The 25,543-nt window shown below is 63.0% G+C and carries 25 protein-coding genes and 1 pseudogene; 11 read left to right on the forward strand and 15 right to left on the reverse strand.

Going from position 1 to position 25,543, the window contains the following annotated elements; genetic code table 11:
- Positions 1–12 precede the first annotated feature (12 nt).
- Both AC07Y4_RS05630 and AC07Y4_RS05635 read right to left on the reverse strand, forming a co-directional pair.
- Positions 13–2,076, reverse strand: coding sequence for a ParB/RepB/Spo0J family partition protein (locus AC07Y4_RS05630; protein ID WP_028240163.1), 2,064 nt, complete (start codon positions 2,074–2,076; stop codon positions 13–15).
- A 79-nt stretch (positions 2,077–2,155) separates the two neighbouring features.
- A complete protein-coding gene (locus tag AC07Y4_RS05635) occupies positions 2,156–2,983 on the reverse strand; it encodes a DUF932 domain-containing protein (protein ID WP_028240164.1) in 828 nt (275 codons plus the stop codon).
- Between the two features lie 625 nt (positions 2,984–3,608).
- On the opposite strand from AC07Y4_RS05635, the gene AC07Y4_RS05640 reads away from it, so the two are divergent.
- From AC07Y4_RS05640 to thcA, 4 genes are all read left to right on the forward strand, one after another.
- Entirely contained in the window at positions 3,609–4,085 is a 477-nt protein-coding gene (locus tag AC07Y4_RS05640) for a TIR domain-containing protein (protein WP_033041353.1), read from the forward strand.
- Between the two features lie 105 nt (positions 4,086–4,190).
- Positions 4,191–4,793, forward strand: coding sequence for a TIR domain-containing protein (locus AC07Y4_RS05645; protein ID WP_033041352.1), 603 nt, complete (start codon positions 4,191–4,193; stop codon positions 4,791–4,793).
- A 14-nt stretch (positions 4,794–4,807) separates the two neighbouring features.
- Complete coding sequence (gene thcB4 / locus AC07Y4_RS05650; protein WP_158407679.1) at positions 4,808–5,977, forward strand: Thoeris type III anti-phage system protein ThcB4; 1,170 nt, start codon at positions 4,808–4,810, stop codon at positions 5,975–5,977.
- Positions 5,974–6,543 carry a Thoeris type III anti-phage system protein ThcA gene (gene thcA / locus AC07Y4_RS05655; protein ID WP_033041349.1) on the forward strand — a complete coding sequence of 190 codons (570 nt, stop codon included), beginning with the start codon at positions 5,974–5,976 and terminating at the stop codon, positions 6,541–6,543. The genes thcB4 and thcA overlap by 4 nt, the downstream gene beginning before the upstream one ends.
- A gap of 82 nt (positions 6,544–6,625) precedes the next feature.
- On the opposite strand, the pseudogene AC07Y4_RS05660 reads toward thcA, so the two are convergent.
- The 12 genes and pseudogenes from AC07Y4_RS05660 to dnaA form a co-directional block, all read right to left on the reverse strand.
- A pseudogene (locus tag AC07Y4_RS05660) lies at positions 6,626–6,739 on the reverse strand (JAB domain-containing protein); the annotation flags it as partial.
- Between the two features lie 60 nt (positions 6,740–6,799).
- Positions 6,800–7,462: a uracil-DNA glycosylase gene (locus tag AC07Y4_RS05665; protein WP_071534888.1), complete on the reverse strand. Its 663-nt coding sequence runs from the start codon at positions 7,460–7,462 to the stop codon at positions 6,800–6,802.
- 2 nt (positions 7,463–7,464) lie between these two features.
- Positions 7,465–8,595 carry a nucleoside triphosphate pyrophosphohydrolase family protein gene (locus AC07Y4_RS05670; RefSeq protein WP_028240166.1) on the reverse strand — a complete coding sequence of 377 codons (1,131 nt, stop codon included), beginning with the start codon at positions 8,593–8,595 and terminating at the stop codon, positions 7,465–7,467.
- Positions 8,596–8,598: 3 nt separating this feature from the next.
- Positions 8,599–9,225, reverse strand: a complete 627-nt coding sequence (locus tag AC07Y4_RS05675; protein WP_033045760.1) for an Nmad2 family putative nucleotide modification protein — start codon at positions 9,223–9,225, stop codon at positions 8,599–8,601.
- Positions 9,225–9,692 (reverse strand): TIR domain-containing protein, encoded by a 468-nt coding sequence (locus AC07Y4_RS05680; RefSeq protein ID WP_028240167.1) that lies wholly within the window; start codon positions 9,690–9,692, stop codon positions 9,225–9,227. The genes AC07Y4_RS05675 and AC07Y4_RS05680 overlap by 1 nt, the downstream gene beginning before the upstream one ends.
- A 79-nt stretch (positions 9,693–9,771) precedes the next feature.
- Positions 9,772–10,074: a helix-turn-helix domain-containing protein gene (locus tag AC07Y4_RS05685; RefSeq protein WP_028240168.1), complete on the reverse strand. Its 303-nt coding sequence runs from the start codon at positions 10,072–10,074 to the stop codon at positions 9,772–9,774.
- The gene (locus AC07Y4_RS05690; RefSeq protein ID WP_028240169.1) at positions 10,058–10,441 is read right to left on the reverse strand and encodes a type II toxin-antitoxin system RelE/ParE family toxin; all 384 of its coding nucleotides are present in this window, start codon (positions 10,439–10,441) and stop codon (positions 10,058–10,060) included. Before AC07Y4_RS05690 ends, AC07Y4_RS05685 begins: the two co-directional genes overlap by 17 nt.
- 13 nt (positions 10,442–10,454) lie before the next feature.
- Complete coding sequence (locus tag AC07Y4_RS05695) at positions 10,455–10,754, reverse strand: hypothetical protein (RefSeq protein WP_033045758.1); 300 nt, start codon at positions 10,752–10,754, stop codon at positions 10,455–10,457.
- A complete protein-coding gene (locus AC07Y4_RS05700) occupies positions 10,751–11,950 on the reverse strand; it encodes a tyrosine-type recombinase/integrase (RefSeq protein ID WP_028240170.1) in 1,200 nt (399 codons plus the stop codon). The genes AC07Y4_RS05695 and AC07Y4_RS05700 overlap by 4 nt, the downstream gene beginning before the upstream one ends.
- Before the next feature lie 249 nt (positions 11,951–12,199).
- The gene (gene gyrB / locus AC07Y4_RS05705; RefSeq protein ID WP_062480420.1) at positions 12,200–14,821 is read right to left on the reverse strand and encodes a DNA topoisomerase (ATP-hydrolyzing) subunit B; all 2,622 of its coding nucleotides are present in this window, start codon (positions 14,819–14,821) and stop codon (positions 12,200–12,202) included.
- Positions 14,822–14,955: 134 nt separating this feature from the next.
- Positions 14,956–16,062, reverse strand: a complete 1,107-nt coding sequence (gene dnaN / locus AC07Y4_RS05710; RefSeq protein ID WP_056574900.1) for a DNA polymerase III subunit beta — start codon at positions 16,060–16,062, stop codon at positions 14,956–14,958.
- Positions 16,063–16,151: 89 nt separating this feature from the next.
- Entirely contained in the window at positions 16,152–17,531 is a 1,380-nt protein-coding gene (gene dnaA / locus AC07Y4_RS05715) for a chromosomal replication initiator protein DnaA (protein ID WP_062480418.1), read from the reverse strand.
- 308 nt (positions 17,532–17,839) lie between these two features.
- On the opposite strand from dnaA, the gene rpmH reads away from it, so the two are divergent.
- From rpmH to AC07Y4_RS05750, 7 genes are all read left to right on the forward strand, one after another.
- On the forward strand, positions 17,840–17,974 hold the full coding sequence (gene rpmH / locus AC07Y4_RS05720; RefSeq protein WP_007834827.1) for a 50S ribosomal protein L34: 135 nt from the start codon (positions 17,840–17,842) through the stop codon (positions 17,972–17,974).
- A 101-nt stretch (positions 17,975–18,075) separates the two neighbouring features.
- The gene (locus tag AC07Y4_RS05725; protein WP_062480416.1) at positions 18,076–18,498 is read left to right on the forward strand and encodes a ribonuclease P protein component; all 423 of its coding nucleotides are present in this window, start codon (positions 18,076–18,078) and stop codon (positions 18,496–18,498) included.
- Positions 18,495–18,782: a membrane protein insertion efficiency factor YidD gene (yidD, locus tag AC07Y4_RS05730; RefSeq protein ID WP_056574909.1), complete on the forward strand. Its 288-nt coding sequence runs from the start codon at positions 18,495–18,497 to the stop codon at positions 18,780–18,782. The genes AC07Y4_RS05725 and yidD overlap by 4 nt, the downstream gene beginning before the upstream one ends.
- Positions 18,779–20,461, forward strand: a complete 1,683-nt coding sequence (gene yidC / locus AC07Y4_RS05735; protein ID WP_070063368.1) for a membrane protein insertase YidC — start codon at positions 18,779–18,781, stop codon at positions 20,459–20,461. The genes yidD and yidC overlap by 4 nt, the downstream gene beginning before the upstream one ends.
- A gap of 74 nt (positions 20,462–20,535) precedes the next feature.
- On the forward strand, positions 20,536–21,948 hold the full coding sequence (gene mnmE / locus AC07Y4_RS05740) for a tRNA uridine-5-carboxymethylaminomethyl(34) synthesis GTPase MnmE (RefSeq protein WP_487847710.1): 1,413 nt from the start codon (positions 20,536–20,538) through the stop codon (positions 21,946–21,948).
- A 101-nt stretch (positions 21,949–22,049) separates the two neighbouring features.
- A complete protein-coding gene (locus AC07Y4_RS05745; RefSeq protein ID WP_095948399.1) occupies positions 22,050–22,511 on the forward strand; it encodes a Crp/Fnr family transcriptional regulator in 462 nt (153 codons plus the stop codon).
- Between the two features lie 88 nt (positions 22,512–22,599).
- Entirely contained in the window at positions 22,600–23,538 is a 939-nt protein-coding gene (locus AC07Y4_RS05750; RefSeq protein WP_487847709.1) for a zinc ribbon domain-containing protein, read from the forward strand.
- 16 nt (positions 23,539–23,554) lie between these two features.
- Here the strand turns inward: AC07Y4_RS05750 and AC07Y4_RS05755 are convergent, their stop codons facing one another.
- Positions 23,555–25,540 carry a monovalent cation:proton antiporter family protein gene (locus tag AC07Y4_RS05755; protein WP_487847708.1) on the reverse strand — a complete coding sequence of 662 codons (1,986 nt, stop codon included), beginning with the start codon at positions 25,538–25,540 and terminating at the stop codon, positions 23,555–23,557.
- Positions 25,541–25,543: the final 3 nt, after the last annotated feature.

Raw genomic sequence — 25,543 nt, forward strand, 5'->3', positions numbered from 1 at the left:
TGCGGTGCAGGATCACGCGGCCAGTGCCTCGGCCTGCGGCAGCTCATCCGCCACGGCGGCGACTTCCTCCGGCGCTTCGGCGCCCGCATCCACTGCCACGGCCTGCGCGTCCTGTTGCGGGCTTTCGGTGCGGAAGATGGCGGGCATCCAGCCCGTACCATCGGCCAGCCGTTCCGCTTCGCTGGCAATGTCGGCCTTCTTCAACTTCGCCAGCCGTGCAGCGTGCGACGGTGCGAACTCGCCCACGGCTTCCAGAATCGCGGCCTTCGGCACATGCTGGAAATACCCGTCTGCGGTGGGCTGCCACCATGCGGCCATGTCCAGCCCCACAGCCTGCGCCAGTTCCGCGCCCGGCTGGTGCGCAGTGGCGCGAGGCGTCACCACGTCCACGGTCGCCGCTACGCATACCGCCAGCAGCCGCACCAGTTCGCCTTGCTCCATCGCCAGCAGCGCGACGAACAGTTCGGCGCTGTCCTGCGGCAGCGCTTCGCCCGCGACCTGCTGCAACTCGCGCTGGGCGACGGCGGCGGGCGACTCGGGCCAGTCGGGGGCCATGCCTTCCAGCCGGTCTTGCACTTTCAGGCTCACGCCCAGCGGCAAGTCGTGGCCGTAGTGGTTGTCCTGCAAGACGCTCTGCACCATGCCATGCACCAGCGCGGCCAGCGCGACTTGCGGATGCCGGGCGACTTCGATTTGCAGCGCGGCGGTGCGGTGCGCGCTCAACCGCTGCGCCAGCCGGTCGGACAGGCTCGCGGCCTTGGGCTGCTCGGTGTCCTCGCCTTCGTCGTCGTTCCCGGCCTCGCCTTCCGCGCTGCCGAAACCCTGCCGCAAGCGTTCCAGCGTGCGCAGCGCCTTGGCTTCTGCCTCGCGCAGCAGCCCGCGATGAATCACGGCTTCGCCGCTGCGGTCGAGGGTGACGATGGCGCCGGCCACGGCGCGCACATCCGGGGCGTAGCCCTGCAAGGCTTCCTCCACGGCTTGCAGTTCCCCGGCAACCTGTTCGCGGCGCGGTTCCAGCGCTTCGGTCTTGTCCTCGTCCTCGGCGTCGTAGGCTTCTTCCAGTTCGGTGTCGATCTTGTCGAGGCGGGTTTGCAGCGAGGCGATGCGGCGGGCTTCGCGGGCGCTCGGTTCGCGGCGCTGGCGCGGTGCGTTCTGGAACGCCTGCCGCTCGGCGTAGCTCATGTGCGGCACGGCTTCGACCCACGCCCAACCCTCGGCGCGCACGTCCCCAGCCAGCGCATCCAGCTTGCCGCGCACCAGCGTTTCCAGCAGCGTGGCGTCGGTCAGGTAGGTTCCGGCATCGCCTTCCGCGAACAGGTCGCGGCGGATGCCGCCGCCCGCCGCCGTGTAGGCGTCCAGCCCGGCGAAGCGCACCAGCGGATGCGTGGCGTCGATTTCGCGTTCGGTCAGGCGTTCGCGCAGCGCGGACGCGCCACGCTGCCATTCTGGCGCACCGTAGAACGCGCTTTCCTGCGCGGCGTGGTCGTCGGTGATGGTCAGGGCCATCAACTGTTCCAGGGTGACGGCTCCGGCGCGGTAGTCGGCCAGCAGGCGCGGCGAGACGTTGGCGAGTTTGAGACGGCGCTGCACCACCAGCGGGGTCACGCCGAAGTCGGCGGCAATGTCTTCGATGGGGCGGCCTTCCTTGACCAGTGCGGCGAACGCCTCGAACTGGTCGGCCGGGTGCATCTGCTCGCGCAGCAGGTTTTCCGCGAGGCTGACGGTACGGGCCGAAGCATCGGGCACCAGCAGGCACGCCACTTCGTAGTCGGCAGGGATGCGCTTCTTCTTCGCCAGCAGCTTCAACGCGGTCAGTCGGCGGTCGCCGGCCACCACTTCGTACTGCTCGCCATCGGCGGCGAGGATGACGACGAGATTTTGCAGCAGGCCGATGCGGGCGATGCTCGCGGCCAGTTCGGGAATGGACAGGCGCGGGGTCTTGCGTGCGTTGCGCTTGGAGCGGCGCGGCAGCAACTGCGAGAGTGGAACCAAAATCAGGTTCTTGCTCGGGTCGGCCACTTCCAGCGGCGCGGCAGTTTCGATGGCGCGGGTTTCGGTTTGGGTAACGGCGTTCATGGTGATAACTCCTTGCGGTTAGGGATGCAGCAGCGAGAGAAGCGGCAAGGGCTGCTGCCTGCCCCTGCCGCGTGGGGGTTCAGGCTTTCAACTGGCGCATGCCATCGGCCAGCAGCCAAAGCGCACGGTTGAGGCGGATGTTCTGGTCGATGCCCTGTACCGGGCGGGTTTGCTGGCGGCGTCCGTTGGCGCTGCGCCCGCGCAGGCCGCCTTGGGTCAGGTTCTCTTGCGTGCGGTTGAACACGCTCCACAAGTCCGGGCGGCGGTCATCAAAGCGGCGCGGCATCAGGATTTGCGATTCCGTGATGGGCGCGGGCTTGTCGGGGTCGTCGTACTTGAGGGCCAGCGCGGCGCGGGCGAACACTTCGGATTCGCCATCGTTCAAGGTGATGGCGCGCATGGAATCGCGGGATTCCTGCACGCGGTCGAAGCCGCGCAAGACTTCGTAAGCGCCTTCGATGACGGAACCGGCCACGTCGCCTTTGTGGGGCACGCGCACGTCCGCCACCGTGTCGCCGCAGACAAGGCCATTGCTGCACACGAACCGGAACATTCCGGCCAGCATCTGATAGCTGCTCGTGCCGTCATGCGAGTTCAGCAGCACGATTTCGTTAGCCTCCGCGCCGTTGATCTGGCTGGCGTGGCGCAGGCGCAGCATGTGTTTGGTGTAGTCGCGGCGGTCGTCGTGGCGCACGCGGGTTTGCGCTGCCATGAAGGGTTCAAACCCTTCCTTGCGTAGTTCCGCCAGCACGGCGGCGGTGGGGATATAGGCGTACCGTTCGGAACGGCTTTCGTGCGGCGCGTCCGCGAAGATGGACGGGGCCACACGGCGGATTTGGTCATCGGACAGCGGGTAATCGCTGCGCAGCGACGGGGAACGGGAAGCGAATCGGGATGCGAGTTGCATTGCATTTCTCCTGACGAAAAGGGTTTGCTGTTCAAACCGCACACCGGATTCCTAGATTCGGAGCCCAGCCTTTCGGCTGTTCGGTGCGGTCGGCACGAGGAACCCGGTTGGCCCTGTTGCCACCGTCTTTCCTGAGTTCATCGCCCGCGGCCAAAGGAGCGCGCGGACGGGGGCCGTCAAGGAGACAAGCGCAGGGTTGGTGCGGCCCGCAGGCGCAGCCGAGGACACGGCCCTGCGCGCCTTGACGGCACACGGGAGCGGGCTACGGTCGCGGGTAAGGTGATGAAGTCAGGGGAGACGGCTGGACAAGGCAACGGCCATCCCTTTGTGCTGACCGCACGCAAGCGAAGCGCGCAGGCCCGAAGCTGGAAGCCGGGCCGGAGGCGTCAGGGATGTGGAAGGCTGGCGAATGCCAGTCCCGTCAGGGATGAGCGAATAGCGAACCTGGAGCAGCGCGGTCCGCGAAGCGGAGACGCAGGCGCACACTTTCAGCTATCATTTGTAAGGAAATTTACAAGAAAGTATTTCAAGCCAGCGATTAATTACGACTTCAGTTAAATAACTATCGCAATCCTCAATTCGAGATTTGCTTCATCGAAGCACCAACGACAAATGGAGATAAGTCATGGCGAATAAATGCTTTCTGAGCTTTCACTATAAACAGGATAGTTGGCGCGTGTCGCAAGTTCGGCAAATCGGAGCTATCGAAAAACAGCCTCTACTGGATTCGAACAAATGGGAAGAAATCAAGAAAGCAGGCGATGATGCCATCAAAAAATGGATCGCCGACAACATGAAAGGCAAAGAATGCCTTGTCGTACTTGTGGGCGAGAAGACTGCCAGCCGCCGCTGGGTCAAACACGAGATAAAGAAAGCCTGGAAGGACGGGCTGGGTGTACTCGCCATCCATGTCCACAATCTGAAAGACTCAGACGGAAATCAGTCGTCGAAAGGATCTAATCCGTTTACAGGCCTCACCGTTGATGGAGAAGCTGTCACGGGTAAAGTCTACGATCCGCCATACACCACCAGCACCAATGTGTATGACTACATCAAGTCGAATATTGAAACTTGGGTCAGCGACGCTATAAAGGCACGATGAACCGGCAATATCTGAATTGCATCCTGCGAGGTGTCGTTTGCTGTGGAGGATGCGGGTCACCTACATCCAAATTTGCCTGGGTTTAGTGTAATAGATGGAGTCAAAATGCCACGCAGAACATTCTTTTCTTTTCACTATGAGCCTGATGTATGGCGCGCCTGGAATGTCCGCAACAGTTGGGTTGTGAAGGAATCCGATGAGGAAAGCCGGGGCTTCTTTGACAGCAGCGTGTTTGAGGCATCGAAAAAAGAGAGTGACGATGCACTAAAGACTTTTCTCCGCAAGGGGTTGGAGAATACTTCGGTAACTTGTGTCCTTGCTGGAACCCATACATGGTCACGGCGATGGGTGCGCTACGAAATTGCTCGCAGTGTTATCAAGGGAAACGGCTTGCTAACCGTTTTCATTCACGGTGTCCAGAATAAAGACAAAGCGACATCTACAAAGGGTGCTGATCCATTGGCGCAGATGGGACTTTATAGAACCGATCGCGGCATATATCTCGCCGAGTGGAAGGACGGAAAGTGGGTGGCCTACGCAGATTACACGCTTGCGATTCCTGAGGGTGATCTGTGGTTCACAGCACCAAAAACGAATAGCGTAGTCCAACTGTCAAATCACTGCCTGAGTTACGATTTCATAGGCCAGGATGGCAGGAAAAATATTGGCGGATGGATTGAAACTGCTGCGGGAATGGCTGGCCGATGAGCGAGAACTCAAGCATGAGATCACCCTACCAGCTTATCCTGCTGGGTGCGGTCCATGGGCATGACACTCGCCTCCGCCGTAGCGTTGATCTGGCGCTTCAGGGGCTCGGGATTCCGAGCAACGCAATTACGTTTCTCAGCGATGCCAACGCCTCTAACCGCAGCTTAAAATCGCCGGTGATGGCAGTATTTTTCGGCTCGTCGGAAAGCACTGCCGATACCGCACTTGTGACGGAGTTGATTGATGACTCGATCGTTATCGCTCCGGTCGTTTCGGATTTGTCCCAGGTTCATGCAGAAATTCCGCCGCAGCTCAGACATGTCAATGCTATTGTATTGGGCACCAACGATGAAGGCATCACCCGCCTCGTTACGCTAGTCCTTGAGACATTTAGGCTGTTGCGACGTGAGCGACGACTTTTCATCAGTTACAAACGAACAGGGTCTCAGCCGCTGGCCGATCGGTTGTACGATGCGCTCGATGCTCGTGGCTTTGACGTTTTCATCGACGTGAGGTCAGTGCCTCCAGCCGCAGATTTCCAATCACAACTCTGGCACAGGATGTCGGATTCCGATGTCGTGGTGCTGATCGACACACCTGGCTTCAGAGAAGGTCGTTGGACGGCTGAAGAATTGGCGCGCGCAAACGCGACCAATGTGCAAATCTTGCACCTACTATGGCCGGGGCAAAAGGAAGACCCTGCATCGTCCTTCAGCCACTTCATGAAGCTTAGGCGTCGGGACTTCTTTGGATTTATTCCAATGCGGGGGCGTTGGGCCACGAAGGGATTGGTGACGAGAATTTGCGACGAGGTCGAACGGCTACGCGCACCAGCAATTGCCGCCCGCCACCGATATTTGGTCGATAACTTTTGCGACGCCGCCCGCGACGAGGGACTTGATCCAAGTGTTCAGATTGAAGGCTGGATTTCTCTCAAAACCGAGTCCAATCGAACGCTGGCGATCGTACCGGCAGTGGGAATACCAACCGCTGATCGCATCAACGAAGTGTTCGAAGCCATTACCAACCCCACTGTTGAGACGAGAGAAATATGGGTGATTTACGACAATAGAGGTGTACTGAGAACGTGGCTCTCTCACCTAGATTGGCTTGACTCGTATTTGCCGATCCGGGCCGTGCAAATGTCGAAGGCGCCACAACTTCTGAAGGAGCTCACCGCATGATAGATATATTTCTATCTGCCAGCGTGCCTTTGCCTGATCGCAATCGGGTATTTTTCGACACCGCCGATGTTCTTGCTATACGGGAAGCAATCAAGGCTTTGGTTGAAGTAGTGTTGCCGATTGGACGAATCACGTGCGGCGGCCATCCGGCGATAACGCCGCTATTGGCTCTCTTTTCCCGCGAGGCAAACCTTGACCGCAACAGGGTGGCGATTTACCAAAGTAAGCTTTTTGAGGGTCGATTGCCTCCTGAGCTAGCGGAGTTCGTCGACGTGCATATGGTGCCAGCGGTTGATGGCAACAGAGAAGCCAGTTTGACGGCCATGAGGCAAGCAATGATCGAAAGCCGCCGTTTCAGCGCAGCGGTGTTCGTCGGCGGCATGGAGGGGATCTATGAGGAGCATAAATTGTTCGTCGAACACCATCCCAAAGCTACAGTGCTCCCGCTTTCAACAACAGGGGCCGCCGCCAAAATAATTTATCAACAGGGAGAATATGATCCAATTTTTTCACGCGACCGAACCTATTCCAGCTTATTTCGTCGAAAGCTTCTGCCTGTGGATTAGCCGGGAAATTTTGCAGTAACTGCGTTCAGTAAGCTTGATGGAGCGAATAAAAAAATGGGGCCGCCTGTGCAGCCCCCTCGGTTCACAATAGCCCTCGCTCTGCAAATGAAGTTGTTTCCTGCCCGGCCACAACGACGTGATCCAGTGTGCGCACCTCCACCAGCGTCAGAGCCTCTTTCAGTCGCTGCATCAGTGAAAACCTGGCGAGTTGGATAGAAGGGGCGGTATCCGCTCGCTAAAATGCTGGAGCAATTCGTCAGAACAGCGATCCAGTCTTCATTGGATGTCCATACAGTTCAGAGATTTGCCCTTGAAACTGCGTCTGTCCGCCATAGCTCGGATGCCTCACGCAGATAACAGGCACGCTATCCGTGATTCGATGAGCGGCTGCGGCAGCATCGTTGCCGATGGCGACGATGCGCGAGGGACGAAGCAGAACGATGAGCTGTTGTAGTAGCTCTTCGCCGGCTCGCCTTTCACGGGCGTTGTGTTGCCGGTTGGTGAACGGATCCCCTGATTCATGAGGGTGAAGTGGGAAAACATTCCAGAGAAAGATGCGAGCATCAATGTGCTCTAGCATTCCCCATATAACCGCAGCGGTTCGCTCGGCTACGGCATTGCCGACTGTGGGCCGTTCTGGAGCCAGATCGACATTCCAACGTTTGGCATGTTGGCTCATGTGAACATCGTCAGTCAGGGCCAACCCAGTTCGGCGGCCTCCGCGATACCCCAAATCTCGACCGATCCAAATCGCATCTACAGGCTCCTCTGAAGCGCGACGCAATAATGCGGAAAGTGCGGCGGCGCGGCGGCGGGGCGCGTCTCGACGATCATGAACTTCACAGCGATCAGAATAAGGATTGAAGCAGTCCTCAAATTGCAGCGAGGAAACTGATTCAACAAAGGGGTGGATTTTCATTCTTAAGACTCAAGCGGCATATATTGTAGGGTGCGTTCTTTTCGGTTGCCGATGATCCAGCCGCCTTGATTTTTCTTGATTTGACGGAATACGGAATATCCGTCCATGATGGCTTTTTCCCAAAGCTTTAGCGGGCACTTCTCAACCTCATAGCCACTCACAAACTCTTCAATGGTTTTGAGAATCCCAAGGGAAACCTTTTCTTGATTCTCAAAATAGTTTAATTCCTTGGCTCTAGAGAAAATCCATGCCGTAAGCCCTTCCTCAACGACGATTGCCCGGCCGCTGTCTTGCTCTTCATCATATTTGGACTGGCTCTTTCGCTTGTGCTTGATCAATGCCCGTATTACAGGTGACCAATGCAAGATGGCTGCATATGCAAAATGGAAAACATCATGAAATCGGTAGCCATCTCGGTCAGCGATGTTGTCGGTCAGGGGATCACCTATGAATACGCCATTCCATTGGAGATAGCTTTTGCCGCTACCGCGTTGATTGACTCGGATCTTGAACTCTCTAGGGAGCTGCTCTTCTATTCCAAACTCGCTATCGAAATCAAGGCCAATCAGGTCAACCGCCTGTGGCTCCAAGAATGCACCCCTAGCTTTCCGGAGGTTCCCCCGCGCTACGTCCGAGAACGCCAACTCTGCGGCATGGATTGCATCGAGATAGGCTCGCGCGAAGGTGACCACGTCATTGCGCGCAGGCCCACTTCCCAGCAGAGCTGCGGCCGCCTGCCCCAAGCGTACCAAGGTAATGTCCAACGACGCAGGGGCCGCCACAGGCATGGCGATGTAAGCGAATGCACCTTCGGCTATGTCGCTTGCTGCCCCTATGTTCTTGAAGTTCCCGTGATTCGCCGCCTCGGCAAAGATATCTTCAAGTGGAGCTTGCATGCGCCGGCAGATCGCAGCCAAATACCAAAGCGTATCACCGAATTCTTCTTCCGCCGCCCTTCTGAAACCAGGGTACGCAGATTTTTCCCGGACATGTTTTTTGACAGTAGACATTATTCCACCGACTTCCCCATAAAGCCCTTGAAGGACAGGATTGAAATCGGTTGGACTGAGTACATCCGTAGCTGCAATTTCCGAAGCGTAGTCCGAAAGCAGCAGAGAACCTTCCTTGTGCATCGGTTACCTCCGAAGCGTCAGCCATTCGAATGGAGCGCCCTGATATCCATTCAGCCCAAAGCTACGAACCCATTGCTCTAGGTTCGCAATCAGTTTTGGATCGTCAAAAGTAGTTAGACCTATTCCTGTTTTGCATAGAGACCGGCCTTGCTGGTCTTTTAGCTCTTCCGGGAACTCCGGCCCCTCTCCTCCGAAGTACACGAAGTCATTGCTGATGAGAACCCTGTTTACACCCGTGTCGCGAGTGACGTGATCAGGATTAAGTGAACCATCGGGGCGAGAGTGAAAGGAATCTCGTTGCTGCCAGACGGCCGCTGGTGCGGCTCTGAAGTAGATATTGTCCCCGCAACTTTGCTTCCGACTACCGTTGCGATAGGGCTTTTTAGATTCAAACCGTGGATCTGCCCCATATTCATCAAATGTCATCGTTTCGGTGACTTGCATCGCATAAACCAGATACCCGCCTCGCCGAACACTTCGATCATTGCTGCCACTGCCTACCACCCAATCACCGATGTCAGCGCCCTTGCGGATATTTGGCTTGCAGGTTGCAAGCGTGCAGTATTCGTAAAAGGGATTGGGTGCGAAACCACTGTCGTACCGCACCACGTAGGAGTGGACACGTGCCATCAGCAGGGATGCCTTTTCAGAGGAACCGGATCACAGGCGCCACCGTCGGGTTTTTCCCATGTATCTTTTCCGTTGATCGCATCAATGATTGAGTCACCATTCCAGCCGACCAAGGCATCGGCGTATTCTTTCAGTGCCTCAGGAATGTCGCATTCCTTCTCACCATGCTCCCAGATGCCAACAATACGTTTGCCTTGCTTGGCTGCATATTCGATTTCCCAGGTCACCCAGTCGCTATCTTTCGTCTGGGGTGAGACGTAGCAAATAAATACGCCCGCCCAGTTTATCGCTGGGGCCAGAATCTGCGTCTTGATGTAATGCTCATCCGTGGCGTTGTTGAACTTTCCTGTATGGATGGAGGAGTCCCTTACATCCATCCCTTTCGGAGCCAGCAGATCTTTGAGCTTTTGGAGCCCATGATCGTCCTTATGGACATGGCTGATAAACACGTTCCTTTTCTCTGCCATCTGTCACCTCCATCGACGTTTTGATAGCGTAAAAGATCGTAACTGAAATTAGGTGGTTATGGCAGAAAACGCAGATCAATCAAAGGATCGCCCGGAGCCCCTTGTCGGCGATGATGTTGAGCAGCTTCAGCGCCGGGCCAGCGGGTCGGGTTTCACCTTGCTCCCACTTGCGCACGGTCGAGGCCGAGGTGTGCAGGTGATGCGCGAACACCGGCTGGCTGAATTTCAGCGTCTCCCGTAGGCGCCTAATGTCCTCGGCGCCAAACTCCCGCACTGGCGGCGGGCAGATCGCGTCGAACTCGCGCATCGTCACCTTGCTGATCGCACCCACTTCATGAAGCGTGGCCAGGTCGTCACGCAGGGATTCAATGATCTTGCTCACAATGCACCTCCAATAACACGCCCGACTGCAACGCCTTCGATAACGTTTCCCCGGACAGTTGCAAGAACGCTTTGCCGGCGAATTGCAGCGCCTTCTTCTCGTCCTGCGTGATGTTCGCCTTGTCGTTCTTCGGGAACCCATGCAGGAACACGTAGCGGCTGCCGATCCTGGCCGATACCAGTGTGCGGTAGCCGCCGCTTTTACCACCACCGGGGCGGGCCACCCGCTTCTTGTAGAGGGAGCCGCCCAAGTCCGCGTCGATCAGACCGCTTTCCATCTCCTGAACCGCCTTGCACAACGCGGCATCGGACAGCTTCTCGCCCGACTGCCAGCGTGCAAAGTCCTTGCGCTTGAGGATGACCGTCATTTCGACCTCCAAACTATACCCGAAACGGGCATACTTTTCCAGTCTCCGGTGTAGCACCTAGATAGAAGGGATGGCCCGCCCGATTGTCGTGACGCCGGCACGACAATCGGAGCCGACTGGACGGGATGCCGGCCACCGATCCGCGGGCATCCTTGACCGAAATCAGCAGCGCATAGGCCGACCACGGCAGCGTGAAGACCTTGGCCAGCTCGGCGAGGCCGAATTTCCCAGACACTGTCTCGGAAATTGCGGAACGGGGATAGTCGGCCGCCAAGGCAGCGGGGGGCGCCACCGAAAGCGTCCTCTTGCTCATGCCGTGGCCTCCGCAGGGCGCCGCGCGCCCGTGATGGCCTGCCGCCGACTCGCCACCAGTTCGGCAGCATCCCGCACCGGCTTGTCCTCGGTGTGGACGTAGTGCATGAACATCGCCACGGTCTTGTGGCCCGTCAGCTTCATGCCTACCTTGGTCGGCACTCCCGAATTGGCAATGTCGGTCGTGGAGCGGTGGCGGATGCCGTGCGTGCCGACGTGTGGGACGCCGGCTGCCTTGAGCACCCGGCACCATCCGCCATAGTGCTCGCCAAAGGTCAGGTGCTTGGTCGGGTCGTTGGGCGAAGGCAGGACGTAGGGGCAACCTTCTCGGCGCGGTGCCGTCGAGAACAGTCGATAGGCTTCCGCGCTCATGGGCTTGGAGAGGCCGCCGGTCTTGCTGTCGGGCCAGACCACGCGCCGGTTCTCCAGATCGACCCAATCCCATTCAAGCATGCAGATTTCGGAGCGGCGGCCGGCGAACTCGAATTGCAGGCGAATCGCCAGCGGGATGACGTAGTTCTCCAGTCCTTCCGCCTCCAGCTTCTCCAACTGGCGGAAGATCAGCGCCAGTTCGTCGTCCACGATGAGCCGGGTTTCCTCGCCGGGCGGGTACATCGGGACGTGGCGGCACGGGTTCGTGCCGTCCGGGCGGTAGCCCCACACTTCGGCCAGGTTGAACATCTTGCGCAGCACGCCGAAGGCGTTGTTCGCCTCGGCGGGCTTGTAGGCCAGTTTCTCCATCAGCCCGGCAATGTCGGGCCGCTTCACGTCCTGCACCTTCTTGCGGCCGATCAGCGGGACGATGCAGCGGTCGATGACGGCCTGATAGCCGCGCTGCGTGCTCGGCTTGTTGCGCTTCTTGGAGTAGTCCTCCATGAACTTCTTGCACAGCGCTTCGACCGTGGGCGCCTTGCGCGCCTCGGCCTTGGCGCCGCCGGGGTCGCCGCCTCGGCGAACCTCGGCCAGCCAGTCCTGCGCCATGACGCGGGCCTGCTCCACGGTCAGTTCCCCGAACAGGCCCAGCGAGGGCTTGCGGGGCTGCCCGGAGTTCGTGCGGTACTGGAGCATGAACACCCGACGGCCCTTCGGGGTAATCTTGCAGAGGAAACCCGGCACCACGGTATCCCGTAGTTCGATGTCCTTGGCCTGGGGTTGCGCCGACTCTACGGCGGTCTTGGTGAGCTTGATCTTCGCCATGATGACTCCTTGGAACGACCCGAATTCCAAGAGCCAGATAGGAGCGGCGCGAGGGAAAACCGGGTCAAGTTTCAGAAAGCACCGGCATATGATGGACGCGCGTAAGTCCTTGATAAACCTGCTTCATCGAGCTACGGCGCAGTCCAGCGAAGTACCGGGCTGGAGTCATCGTCAAACAAAAAAAAGGGGCGCTTGCAGGCGCCCCCTTGGTGAACAGCGCGACACCACCGGTGCCGCGCCATCGGTCGATCAGACGTCGATGTTCGCCGCGCGCAGCGCGTTCTGCTCGATGAACTCGCGGCGCGGTTCCACCTCGTCGCCCATCAGCATCGTGAACACGCGGTCGGCCTCGATCGCGTCGTCGATCTGCACGCGCAGCAGGCGGCGCACGGTCGGGTCCATGGTGGTTTCCCACAGCTGCTCGGGGTTCATCTCGCCCAGGCCCTTGTAGCGCTGGCGCGAGGTGGCGCGTTCGGCTTCGCCGATCAGCCACTTCATGGCCTGGCGGAAGTCGTCGACCTTCTCTTCCTTGCCGCGTTCGCCCTCGCCGCGCTTGACCAGCGCGCCTTCGGCGCTCAGCAGGCCGCGGAAGGTGTTGGCGGCCTGGGCCAGCGCGTCGTAGTCGGCGCCGTGCACGAAGTCCTGCGAGATCACGCTGGACTTGATGTTGCCGTGGTGGCGGCGGCTGATGCGCAGCAGCGGCTTGTCGGTGCGGGCGTCGAACTCGCTGCTCACCTCGGCCGGCACGCCGGTCGTGTTGAGTTCGCGCAGCTTGGCCTGCAGCGCCACGGCCGAGGCCTCGGCGGCGGCCGGCGTGTCGAGGTCGAGCGCCACGCCGTCGGCGATGGCGCGCAGGGCTTCGGCGTCCATGAAGTTGCGCAGGCGCGCAATCACGGCCTCGGCCACCTGGTGCTTGCGCGCCAGCTCGGCCAGCGTGTCGCCCGACAGCGTGGTCGAGGCGGCGCCGCCGGTCTCGATGCTCGCGTCCTTCAGTGCCACCTTGAGCAGGAAGGCGTCGAGCGCGGGGCCGTCCTTCAGGTACTGCTCTTCCTTGCCGACCTTCACCTTGTACAGCGGCGGCTGCGCGATGTAGATGTGGCCGCGCTCGACCAGCTCGGGCATCTGCCGGTAGAAGAAGGTGAGCAGCAGCGTGCGGATGTGCGCGCCGTCGACGTCGGCGTCGGTCATGATGATGATGCGGTGGTAGCGCAGCTTGGCGACGTTGAAGTCGTCCGCGCCGCCGCCCGCGGTGGTCGCGCCGGCGCGGCCGATGCCGGTGCCGAGCGCGGTGATCATCGTCAGGATTTCGTTGCTGGTCAGCAGCTTCTCGTAGCGCGCCTTCTCGACGTTCAGGATCTTGCCGCGCAGCGGCAGGATGGCCTGGAACTTCCGGTCGCGACCCTGCTTGGCGGAGCCGCCGGCGGAGTCACCCTCCACCAGGTAGACCTCGCACAGGGCGGGGTCCTTTTCCTGGCAGTCGGCCAGCTTGCCCGGCAGGCCCATGCCGTCGAGCACGCCCTTGCGGCGCGTCATTTCGCGGGCCTTGCGCGCGGCTTCGCGGGCACGGGCGGCCTCGACGATCTTGCCGCAGATGATCTTGGCGTCGTTCGGGCGCTCCTGCAGGTAGTCGGTCAGCAGGCGGCCGACGATGTCTTCCACCGGCGCGCGCACTTCGCTGGACACCAGCTTGTCCTTGGTCTGGCTGGAGAACTTGGGCTCGGGCACCTTCACGCTCAGCACGCAGCACAGGCCTTCGCGCATGTCGTCGCCGGTGACCTCGACCTTCGCCTTTTTCGCGAATTCGTTCTCTTCGATGTACTTGTTGATGACGCGGGTCATCGCGGCGCGCAGGCCCGTGAGGTGGGTGCCGCCGTCACGCTGCGGGATGTTGTTGGTGAAGCAGAGGACCTGTTCGTTGTAGCCGCTGTTCCACTGCATCGCCACTTCGACGCCGATGTGCGTGCCGGGAATGCCGCCGTAGGTGTCGGCCGGCTTCTCGCCCGCGGCGTAGAACGAGTTCGGGTGCAGGACGGTCTTGCCCTTGTTGATGAACTCCACGAAGCCGCGCACACCGCCGGCGCCGGAGAAGTCGTCTTCCTTGCCGGTGCGCTCGTCGAGCAGGCGGATGCGCACGCCGTTGTTCAGGAAGCTCAGCTCGCGCAGGCGCTTGCTCAGGATTTCGTAGTGGAAATCGTTGTTTTCCTTGAAGATTTCCGTGTCGGGCAGGAAGTGCACTTCGGTGCCGCGCTTGTCGGTGTCGCCGATGACCTTCATGGGCGAGACCTCGAAGCCATTCACGGTCTCGAGCAGGCGGTTCTGCACGAAGCCGCGGCTGAATTCGAGTTCGTGGATCTTGCCTTCGCGGCGCACGATGAGGCGCAGCTTCACGCTCAGCGCGTTCACGCAACTCACGCCCACGCCGTGCAGGCCGCCCGAGACCTTGTAGCTGTTCTGGTTGAACTTGCCGCCGGCGTGCAGTTCGGTGAGCGCGATTTCAGCGGCCGAGCGCTTGGGCTCGTGCTTGTCGTCCATCTTCACGCCCGTGGGAATGCCGCGGCCGTTGTCGGTGACGGAGATCGAGTTGTCGGAGTGGATCGTGACGACGATGTCGTCGCAATGGCCCGCGAGCGCTTCGTCGATGGAGTTGTCCACCACTTCGAACACGAGGTGGTGCAGGCCCGTGCCGTCGGAGGTGTCGCCGATGTACATGCCCGGGCGCTTGCGCACGGCTTCCAGACCTTCGAGGATCGTGATCGCACCTTCGCCGTAGCTGGAGTCGGCGGGGACGCCTTCGGGCGCCACGATCTGGATTTCGGGGGTATAGACCGGCTCGGTGTGCGGCACGTCGGGCTTGTTCTCTTCTGCACTCATTCGGATATTCCTCTGTCTCTCACGGGTTTCCCGTGATTTTTCGGGCTCTCAAAAGCTCAATTCGCCGCCTCTTGAAAGCGCAAACCCGCGGGGGGCCGCGGGTCGTGTGCGCAAGGCGCTGTGTTTTCCAGGGTCTAGATGCGCATCGGCATCACGACGTACTTGAAAGATGCGTTCTCGGGGATGGTTAACAAGGCCGAGCTGTTGGAGTCGGCCAGATCCAGCTTGACCATGTCCTGGTCCATGTTCGACAGCGCGTCGATCAGGTAGGTGACGTTGAAGCCGATCTCGATGCTGTCGCCGCCGTAGTCGATGTCGAGCTCGTCCTGGGCTTCTTCCTGCTCGGCGTTGTTCGACGCGATGCGCAGCGTGCCCGGCTCGATGTTCAGGCGCACGCCTTTGAACTTCTCGCTGGTCAGGATGGCGGTGCGCTGCAGGCTGGCCAGGAGCGGCGCGCGGCCCAGCGTGACGGTGTTCTTGTGATTCTTGGGAATCACGCGGTTGTAGTCGGGGAACTTGCCCTCGACCAGCTTGGTGACGAACTCCATGCCGCCGAAGCTGAACTTGGCCTGGTTGTTCGCGAACTGCATCTCGATGGCGCCTTCGGCGTCCGACAAGAGGCGCTGCATTTCGAGCACGGTCTTGCGCGGCAGGATCACTTCCTGGCGCGGCACTTCGACGTCGAGCATGGCCGAGGAGAACGCCAGGCGGTGGCCGTCGGTGGCGACCAGGCTCAGTTGCTTGCCTTCGGCCACGAACAGGATGCCGTTCAGGTAGTAGCGGATGTCGTGCACAGCCATCGCGAACGAGACCTGCGAGAGCAGGTCTTTCAGCGTCTTTTGCGGCACGCTGAACACGGGGCCGAAATTGGCGGCTTCCTGCACCAGCGGGAAGTCTTCGGCGGGCAGCGACTGCAGCGTGAAGCGGCTCTTGCCGCCCTTGAGCACCAGCTTGCTGGCGCTCGATTCGAGGCTCACGGTCTGGTCGGCCGGCATGGTGCGCAGGATGTCGATCAGCTTGCGCGCACCGATGGTGGTCGTGAAGTTGCCCTCGTCGCCGCCGAGTTCGGCGGTGGTGCGGATCTGGATCTCGAGGTCGCTGGTGGTCAGCTGCAGCTGGCCGCCGGTCTTGCGGATCAGCACATTGGCCAGGATCGGCAGGGTGTGACGCCGCTCCACGATGCCGGCCACCGACTGCAGCGCGGCAAGAACTTTGTCTTGGGTTGCCTTCAAAACGATCATGTCTTCTTCCTCTTCTCTTATCTCTTTGAATCAGCTTTCAGGACGCCATTCTCCGCTGTCGCGAGGGGCGTTCTTGATGACATTCGGCTTCAGCCTTTGAGGGTCTGTTCGAGGACGTGCAGCTGCTGGTTGAGTTCGGTGAGCTGCTGGCGCTCGCCCGAAATCTTTCGCACTGCGTGGAGCACCGTCGTGTGGTCGCGACCGCCGAACAGCTCGCCGATTTCCGGCAGGCTCTTCTGCGTGAGCTCCTTGGCCAGGTACATCGCGATCTGCCGCGGCCGCGCAATGCTGGCCGGGCGTTTCTTGCTGTACATGTCGGCGACCTTGATCTTGTAGTAGTCGGCCACCGTCTTCTGGATATTTTCGACCGAGATCTGCCGATTCTGGATCGACAGCAGGTCGCGCAGCGCCTCGCGCGCCAGGGCGATCGAGATCTCTTTCTGGTTGAAACGCGAGTACGCCAGGATCTTGCGCAGGGCGCCTTCGAGCTCGCGCACGTTGGAGCGCACGTTCTTGGCCACGAAGAAGGCGACTTCCTCGGGCATTTCGGTGCCTTCGACGCGGGCCTTGTTGATCAGGATCGCCACGCGCATCTCGAGCTCGGGCGGCTCGATCGCCACCGTGAGGCCCGAATCGAAGCGCGACACCAGCCGCTCGTGGATGTCGGCCAGCCCCTTGGGATAGGTGTCGCTGGTCATCACGATGTGCGACTTCTTGGCCAGCAGGGCCTCGAAGGCGTTGAAGAACTCTTCCTGCGTGCGGTCCTTGTTGGCGAAGAACTGCACGTCGTCGATCAGCAGCAGATCGAGCGAGTGGTAGCGCTCCTTGAACTCATCGAAAGTCTTGCGCTGATAGGCCTTGACCACATCCGACACGAACTGCTCGGCGTGGATGTAGAGAACTTTGGAATCGGGCCGGTCGGCCAGCAGCCGGTTACCCACAGCGTGCATCAGGTGGGTCTTGCCCAGGCCGACGCCGCCGTAGATGAAAAGCGGGTTGTACAGGTGGCCCGGCATGCCGGCCACGTGCATGGCCGCGGCGCGCGCCATGCGGTTGGCCGTGCCCTCGACCAGGGTGTCGAAAGTGAGCCCCGAATTGAGCCGGTTCTTGAAGCCGGCGGCCGCCGGTTCCTCGCCCGGGCCGGCCACGTCGCGCGGCACATCCGTTTCGGCCATGATGGCCATGGGCGCAACGCGGACGGGGGTTTCTCGCGGAGCGAGCGCTAACTCGATGGTGACCGGCTGGCCGTACATCTTCTCGGCCATGGCCGCGATCTTGCCCGCGTACTGGGCACGGATCCAGTCGAGCTTGAAGCGGTTGGCGACGAACACCGTCATGCGCGAAAGGTCGTCGGCGACCTGCGCGGTGAGGGGCTTGATCCAGGTGTTGAACTGCTGCTCGGACAGCTCCTGCGCGAGCTGGTCGACGCAGGCCTGCCACAGGCTTTCGCCGATGCCGTCAGTCGACATGGGCGCTTGAAAAAGTGATGGAACCCTCGGGCATTTCTTGTATAGGTATTGTGGATATTCTCTGCTGGAAGGCGCTGGGCATTCTAACTTGTCAAAACCTTATCCACATGCTGCGCTGCACATGGAAAGGCCCGCAAATCCAGTCGAAGATTGTTCCGGCGGCCAATGTTTGCGATAATTGCGGGTTTCCCTGAAAAGCCTTCACAGCGTCTTTCGGGGGCCATCCGAAACTCGCTCCCCCAGCGCTCGCCGGGTTTTTGCATGCCTTCATGCGGAAACCGGCGCAAACAGGGAATCAGGAAACCATCATGAAACGCACTTACCAAGCATCCAAAGTCCGCCGCGCCCGTACCCACGGCTTTCTGGTCCGCATGAAGACCCGTGGCGGCCGCGCCGTGATCAACGCACGCCGCGCCAAGGGCCGCAAGCGCCTGGCCGTCTGACGGCACCCCACCTGCCGTTGTCAGCCGCCGACACGTCCGCGCAGGCTCCTGCAGCTTCTGCGCCTGGCCCCGCCAGCAGCGACGTCCGCGGCCCGGCTTCCTTGCAGCGGCTCAAGACCCGCGCGCAATTCCAGGCCGTCCTCGCAGGTGCCACCGTGGCGCGCACTGCCCATTTCGCATTGCACCGCTGTGCGCTCGATGTTTCCCCATCGGGCGCCGCTTCGCTGTTTCCGTCCGATGAGGTCTGGCTGGGCGCCATGGTGCCCAAGCGCTGGGCACGCCGCGCGGTGACGCGCAACGCCATCAAGCGCCAGATCTACGCCGTGAGCGCCGCGCCCGGCGTCGTGTTGCCGCGTGCCGCGCACGTGGTGCGTCTGCGCGCCGGTTTCGATCGCAAGGCGTTCGTGAGCGCCTCCTCGGACAAGCTCAAGGCCGCCGTGCGCGCCGAGCTCCAGCAATTGCTGGCGCGCGCCGGACGTCCGCCGGCACCGGCTGCCGCCTCCCCCGCACCTGCTTCCGCATGAAACGCCTGCTGATCGGCCTCGTGAAGGGCTACCGCCTGCTGCTGAGCCCCTGGCTCGGGCAGTCGTGCCGCTTCACGCCGACCTGCTCGGTGTATTCGATCGAGGCGCTGGAAGTGCACGGCGCGCTCAAGGGCAGCTACCTGACACTGCACCGCATCGCGCGCTGCCAGCCCTGGTGCCAGGGCGGCCACGATCCGGTTCCACCGAAATCTCAGCGTCGCACTGACAAGTCAGGATCGCTGTTTTCGTCTCTTCTCTCCTCCGACAAGAAGTCTTCGTCATGAACGATATCCGCCGCACGATCCTGTGGGTGATTTTTGGTTTCTCGCTCGTGCTGCTGTGGGACCAATGGCAGGTCTTCAACGGCAACAAGCCGACCTTCCTGCCGTCGACCAAGCCCGCCGCCACGGCGCCGGCCACGGGCAGCGCGGCCAACAACGGCGTGCCGACCGCGGCTGCCGCAGCCGGCGGCACCGCAGGCGCCGTGCCCACGCAGGCGGCCCCGGCCACGCCGCGCGAGCAGGTCGTGGTGACCTCCGACCTGTTCAAGGCGACGATCGACAGCGAAGGCGCCACGGTCAACCACCTCGAACTGCTCAAGTACGACGAAGCCGACCGCACCAAGCGCGTCGTGCTGTTCGAAAACGGCTCGCCCGCCACGCGCTACGTGGCGCAGACCGGCCTGCTGAACCCCGTCGCCGGCGACGCCTTCCCCAACCACCTGACGGCCATGACGCCGAAGGCCGGTCCGCGCACGATGGCCGACGGCCAGAACACGCTCGAAGTGAGCTTCGAAAGTGCCCCGGTCGGCGGCCTGAAGTACATCAAGACCTACGTGTTCAAGCGTGACGACTACGTCATCGGCGTGCGCCACGAAGTGGTCAACGTGAGCGACCAGCCGCGCGACGCGCAGCTGTACATGCAGCTGCTGCGCCACGGCACCGTGGCCGCCGGCACCATGTTCGGCACCAACACCTTCACCGGCCCGGCCGCGTACACCAACGAGAAGAAGTTCCACAAGCTCGACTTCAAGGACATCGCCAAGGGCAAGGTCGAGCCGCCGCCGCCGGCCAACGACGGCTGGATCGCGATGGTGCAGCACTACTTCGCGTCGGCCTGGCTGCTCAAGGGCGACCCGGCCAGCGAACAGCTGCGCCGCGAATTCCGCGTGAAGGACCTGGGCGACAACCTCTTCACCGTGGCCATGGTCGCCACGCTGCCGAAGATCGCCCCGGGCGCCACGCAGGTCGTGAACAGCGCGCTGTTCGCCGGCCCCGAAGAAGAAAAGAAGCTCGAAGCCATCGCCCCCGGCCTGGACCTGGTGAAGGACTACGGCATCTTCGCGATCATCTCCAAGCCGCTGTACTGGCTGCTCACGCAACTGCACGGCATCCTGGGCAACTGGGGCTGGGCGATCGTGGCGCTCGTGGTGCTGCTGAAGGCGGCCTTCTACTGGCTCAACGCCAAGGCCTACGCCAGCATGGCCAAGATGAAGGCCATCAACCCGAAGATCATGGAAATGCGTGAGCGGCTGAAGGACAAGCCGCAAGAGATGCAGCAGGAAATGATGCGGATCTACAAGACCGAGAAGGTCAATCCGATGGGCGGCTGCTTCCCCATCGTGATCCAGATCCCGGTGTTCATCGCGCTGTACTGGGTGCTGCTGTCGTCGGTTGAAATGCGCCACGCCCCGTGGATCGGCTGGATCACCGACCTGTCGGCACCCGATCCCTGGTACATCCTGCCGATCGTGATGACGGCCACCTCGCTGTTCCAGACCTGGCTCAACCCGACGCCGCCCGATCCGATGCAGGCCAAGCTGATGTGGATCATGCCGCTCGCGTTCAGCGTGATGTTCATCTTCTTCCCGGCCGGCCTGGTGCTGTACTGGATCACGAACAACGTGCTGTCGATCGCGCAGCAGTGGTTCATCAACAAGCGACTGGGCGTGCTGGGCAAGTAAGCCAGCCGGCCTCCGCCACCCGCAAAGGGCCGCATCCGCGGCCCTTTGCTTTTTGCTGAAAGAATCGCGCTGTCATGACCCTCGCCCGCACCACCGATCCCATCGTCGCCATCGCCACCGCCCCGGGGCGCGGGGCGGTCGGCATCGTTCGCGTGTCGGGCGCCCGGCTGGCGCCGCTGGTCCAGGCGCTGTGCGCCCGCGCCCTCAAGCCGCGCGAAGCCACCTACCTGCCCTTTCGCGATGCGCTGGGCGAGCCGGTCGACCACGGCCTGGCGATCCATTTCCCGACGCCGCACTCTTACACCGGCGAAGACGTGCTCGAGCTGCAGGCGCACGGCGGCCCGGTCGTGCTGCAGCTGCTGCTGTCGCGCTGCCTGGAAGCCGCGGCCGAAGTCGATCCGGCCACCGGCCGCCCGCGCCTGCCGGGCCTGCGCGTGGCCGAGCCGGGCGAGTTCAGCCAGCGCGCCTTTCTCAACGGCAAGATCGACCTGGCCCAGGCCGAGGCCATCGCCGACCTGATCGACGCGAGCACCGAGGCCGCCGCGCGCAGCGCCGGGCGCTCGCTGTCGGGCGCGTTCTCGCGCGAGATCCACACGCTGCGCGACGCGCTGATCCACCTGCGCATGCTGGTCGAGGCCACGCTCGACTTCCCCGAGGAAGAGATCGACTTCCTCCAGAAAGCCGACGCGACCGGCCAGCTGCAACGGCTGGAGGCGCAGCTGGCCGCCGTGCAACAGCGCGCCAAACAGGGCGCGTTGCTGCGCGAAGGCATCAAGGTGGTGATCGCGGGCCAGCCCAACGCCGGCAAGAGTTCGCTGCTCAACGCGCTGGCCGGCGCCGAGCTGGCCATCGTGAGCGCCATCGCGGGCACCACGCGCGACGTGGTCTCGCAGACCATCCAGATCCACGGCGTGCCGCTGCATGTGGCCGACACCGCCGGCCTGCGCGACAGCACCGACGAGGTCGAGCAGATCGGCGTGGCGCGCGCCTGGGGCCAGATCGAAAGCGCCGACGCCGTGCTGTTCCTGCACGACCTGACGCGCGCCGGCCAGCCCGACTACGCCGCCGCCGACGCCGAGATCCTGGCCGGCCTGCGGCGCAAGCTGCCGGCGAGCGTGCCGGTGCTCGATGTGTGGAACAAGCAGGACGCTGCGGCGTCGGCCGCGCCGCCGTCCGAAGGCATCGCCCTGTCGGCCAAGACCGGTGCGGGCATCGAGGCGCTGCGCGACCAGCTGTTGGCGATGGCCGGCTGGCAGGCCGTGCCCGAGGGCGTCTACCTGGCGCGCGCGCGCCACGTGCAGGCACTGGCCCGCGTCGAGACGCACCTCGCGCTGGCGGCCGCCCACCTGGCGGCGCAGGCCCAGCTGCTCGACCTGCTCGCTGAGGAGCTGCGGCTGGCGCAGAACGCGCTCAACGAGATCACCGGCGAGTTCGGCGCGGACGACCTGCTGGGGGTCATCTTTTCGCGCTTCTGTATCGGGAAATAGCGACACATGCGTGCGCTTCGCTGGGGAAAGCGTAAACAGTTGTAGCCGAACCTCGGGGCCTTCGCGGATACTTCGGATCACTTGCGGGGGTCGAGAAAAACATGTCCATCCAGAACCTGAGCCGCTCCATTGCGGAGAACCTGAGCGCCGACGCGTTCGCGCTGACCTTGAGCGTCGCGCAGTGGGACACGCTCGCGGGTTATCTGCAGCCCATCGAGACCGGTGTCGGCGACGTGCTGATCTCGCAGGGCACGCACGACCGCTCGGTGTTCTTCGTCGAAAGCGGCGCCATCAGCGTGCATCGCGTCAGCAGCAAGGAGCAGATGCGCCTGGCCGTGCTGTCGCCGGGCTCGGTGGTGGGCGAAGGCTCGTTCTTCTCGCGCGAGCCGCATGCGGCCAACGTGGTGGTCACCGGCGCGGGGCGCGTGTGGCGCCTCACCGCCGTGCGGTTCTCCGAAATGTCGAACCGCCAGCCCAACATGGCGCTGGACATCGCGATGGCGCTCGGCGCCGTGATCGCCAAGCGCATGGCGCACCGCTCCAAGCGGGTAGCAGTCACCTGAGCTGAGCTTCCGGCTCGCCGCGCGCTGCCAGCCGCCGCAACAACAAGAACAAGTCTTCGTTTCCGATCCCGAGAATTGCTGGTGAGCCATGGCCTTGATCTGCCCGGTCTGTGACGCGGACAACCGCGAGGGTGCCAATTTCTGCAGGAACTGCGGTGGCCGGCTGTCGGCCGCCGACCACGCGCCACCCCCGGCGCCCAGTCCTGCCGACCGCGAATGGGCCACCACCGCGCCGGCCCAGTTGCGTGCGCCGACCATTCCCGCGCCGCTGTTCGATCCTGCCGAGTCGAAGCGCGCGTCGTCGCCGGCGTCCAGTGGCTGGAGGCCCGAGCCGCCACCACCTCCTCCGCCCGCGGATGAAAAAACCGTGATCGTCGCGCCGGGACGCGGGGGTGCCGCATCGTCTTTGCCCTCGTCCCCGCGGGCCGACCGGCCAAAGACGCGGATCAAGGTCAAGCGCATCAAGCCGCCGGAACCGGTGCTGCGCCCGCGCGGCATCGGGTTGTGGCTGGGGCTGCTCGCGGTCGCGCTGCTGCTGGTGGTCGCGGGCTGGCTGGGCTACGGGACCGGCAGCAAGGCGCCCGAGCCGACCGTGGCACCGCTTCCTGTCGCAGCGCCGGCTCCCGCCGCGACGCCACCGGTGGTCGAAGCACCGCCGGTCGCGACCGAGCCTGAGCCGCCCGTGGCCGAAGCGCCGCCCGCGGAAGCGATCACCGAGCCGGCGGAAGCCGCACCCAAGCCGACACCCGTCGCGAAGCCGCGCAAGCCGGTGACGCCTCCCCCGCCGACGCCCCAGGCTCCAGCAGCCGCGGCGCCCGTGGCGGCTGCCCCGGCACCTGCGCCCGCGTCTCCGGCCCCGCCGGCCGACCCGCAGGCCCAATGCGGCGACCGCAACTTCATCGCCAAGGCGCAATGCATGGCGGCCCAGTGCGTGAAGCCCGAGTACAGGTCGCACGCACAGTGCGAGGCGGTGCGCCGCCAGCAGCGCATCGAAGAGGAAAAGCGCAACCCGTCGCTCTTGAACTGAGCCCGCGCCGGCGCGCTCAGCCCTTCTGCAGCCGCTCGATGGCAATCGCCAGCGCGGCGGGCTTGCCCGACAGCACCAAGGTGTCGCCGTCCGACAGCAGCGTGTCGTCGGCCGGCACGCGCGCCTGGCCGTCCTGGCGGCGCAGGCTGGCCACCCGCACGCCCAGCGTCGGCAGCGCAATCCGTCCGAGCGTCTGGCCGATGGCGCGTGCGCCCGGCGTGAGCGTGAAGCTGTTCAGGCGCTCGTGGTCGATCTCGTCGGCGTTGTCGTCGTCGGCGCCGTGGAAGTAGCCGCGCAGCAGGTTGTAGCGCGCGTCGCGCTGGTCCTGTACCACGCGGATCACGCGCCGCATCGGCACGCCGACCAGCGCCAACGCATGGCTGGCGAGCATCAGCGACCCCTCGATGGCCTCGGGCACCACCTCGGTCGCGCCGGCGGCCTGCAGCTTCTCGAGGTCGTGGTCGTCCTGGGTGCGCACGATCACCGGCACGTGCGGCGCGTGGGCGCGGGTGTTGGCCAGCACCTTCATCGCGCCGCCCACGTCCAGGTAGGTGACGACCACCGCACTGGCGCGCGCCAGGCCCGCGGCCATCAGCGCCTGCAGCCGCGCCGCGTCGCCGAACACCACCGAATCGCCGGCGGCTGCGGCCTGGCGCACGCGGTCGGGGTCCAGGTCGAGCGCCATGTAGGGGATGCCTTCGCGCTCCAGGATGCGCGCCAGGTTCTGGCCGCAGCGCCCGTAGCCGCAGATGATCACGTGCTGCGCGGTGTTGATGGTCTTGCGCGCGATGCTCGTCATCTGCAGCGACTGCTGCAGCCAGTCGCTGGCCACCAGCTTTCGCACGATGGCGTTGCTGTACATGATGATGAAGGGCGTGGCCAGCATCGACAGCACCATCGACGCCAGCACGGGGTTGGCCAGCCATGGCGGCAGCAGCTTGCGGTCCTGCGCGAGCGCCAGCAACACGAAGCCGAACTCGCCGGCCTGCGCCAGGTACAGGCCGGTGCGCAGCGACACGCCCGAGGTGGCGCCCAGCACCCGCGCCAGCACCGTCACCAGCCCCAGCTTGAACAGCAGCGGCACCAGCAGCAGCACCGCCACCAGCAGCCAGCGCTCGACCACGATGTGCCAGTCGAGCGACATGCCGACGGTGATGAAGAACAGCCCCAGCAGCACATCGTGGAAGGGGCGGATGTCGGTCTCGACCTGGTGCTTGTATTCGGTCTCCGACACCAGCATGCCGGCGATGAAGGCGCCCAGCGCCAGGCTCAGGCCGGCCAGCTCGGTGAGCCAGGCCAGGCCCAGCGTGATCAGCAGCACGTTCAGGATGAACAGCTCCTCGCTGCGCCGCCGCGCCACCAGCGTGAGCCACCAGCGCATGATGCGCGGCCCGCCGTACAGCAGCACGCCGATGAGGAAGGTGGCCTTCACCAGCGCGAAGCCCAGCGCCTTGGCCAGCGCCTCGGGCGGCGCGCCCAGGGCGGGAATCAGCACCAGCAGCGGCACCACGGCCAAATCTTGAAACAGCAGCACGCCCATCACGCGCTTGCCGTGTTCGCTCTCCAGTTCGAGCCGCTCGGCCATCAGCTTGACCACGATGGCGGTGCTGCTCATGGTGAGCGCGCTCGACAGCGCCAGCGTGGTCTGCCACCCCAGCTGCCAGGCCGGCGGCAGCTGCGTGGCGATCAGCAGCGCGCCGGCCGTGGCCAGCGCCATGGTCAGCAGCACCTGCGCCATGCCCAGCCCGAACACGTGCTTGCGCATGGCGCGCAGCTTGGGCAGGCTGAACTCGAGCCCGATCACGAACATCAGGAACACCACGCCGAACTCGCCCAGGTGGCGGATGCCTTCGGAGTTCTGCGCCAGCGCCAGCGCATGCGGGCCGATGAGCACGCCGGCCGTCAGGTAGCCGAGCATCGGCGGCAGCTTGAGCGACCGGCAGGCCACCACGCCGATCACCGCGGCCAACAGATACAACAGCGTGAGATCGAACGAAGACATAGG

The sequence above is a fragment of the Variovorax sp. GW460-12-1-14-LB1 genome (genome assembly GCF_059423605.1).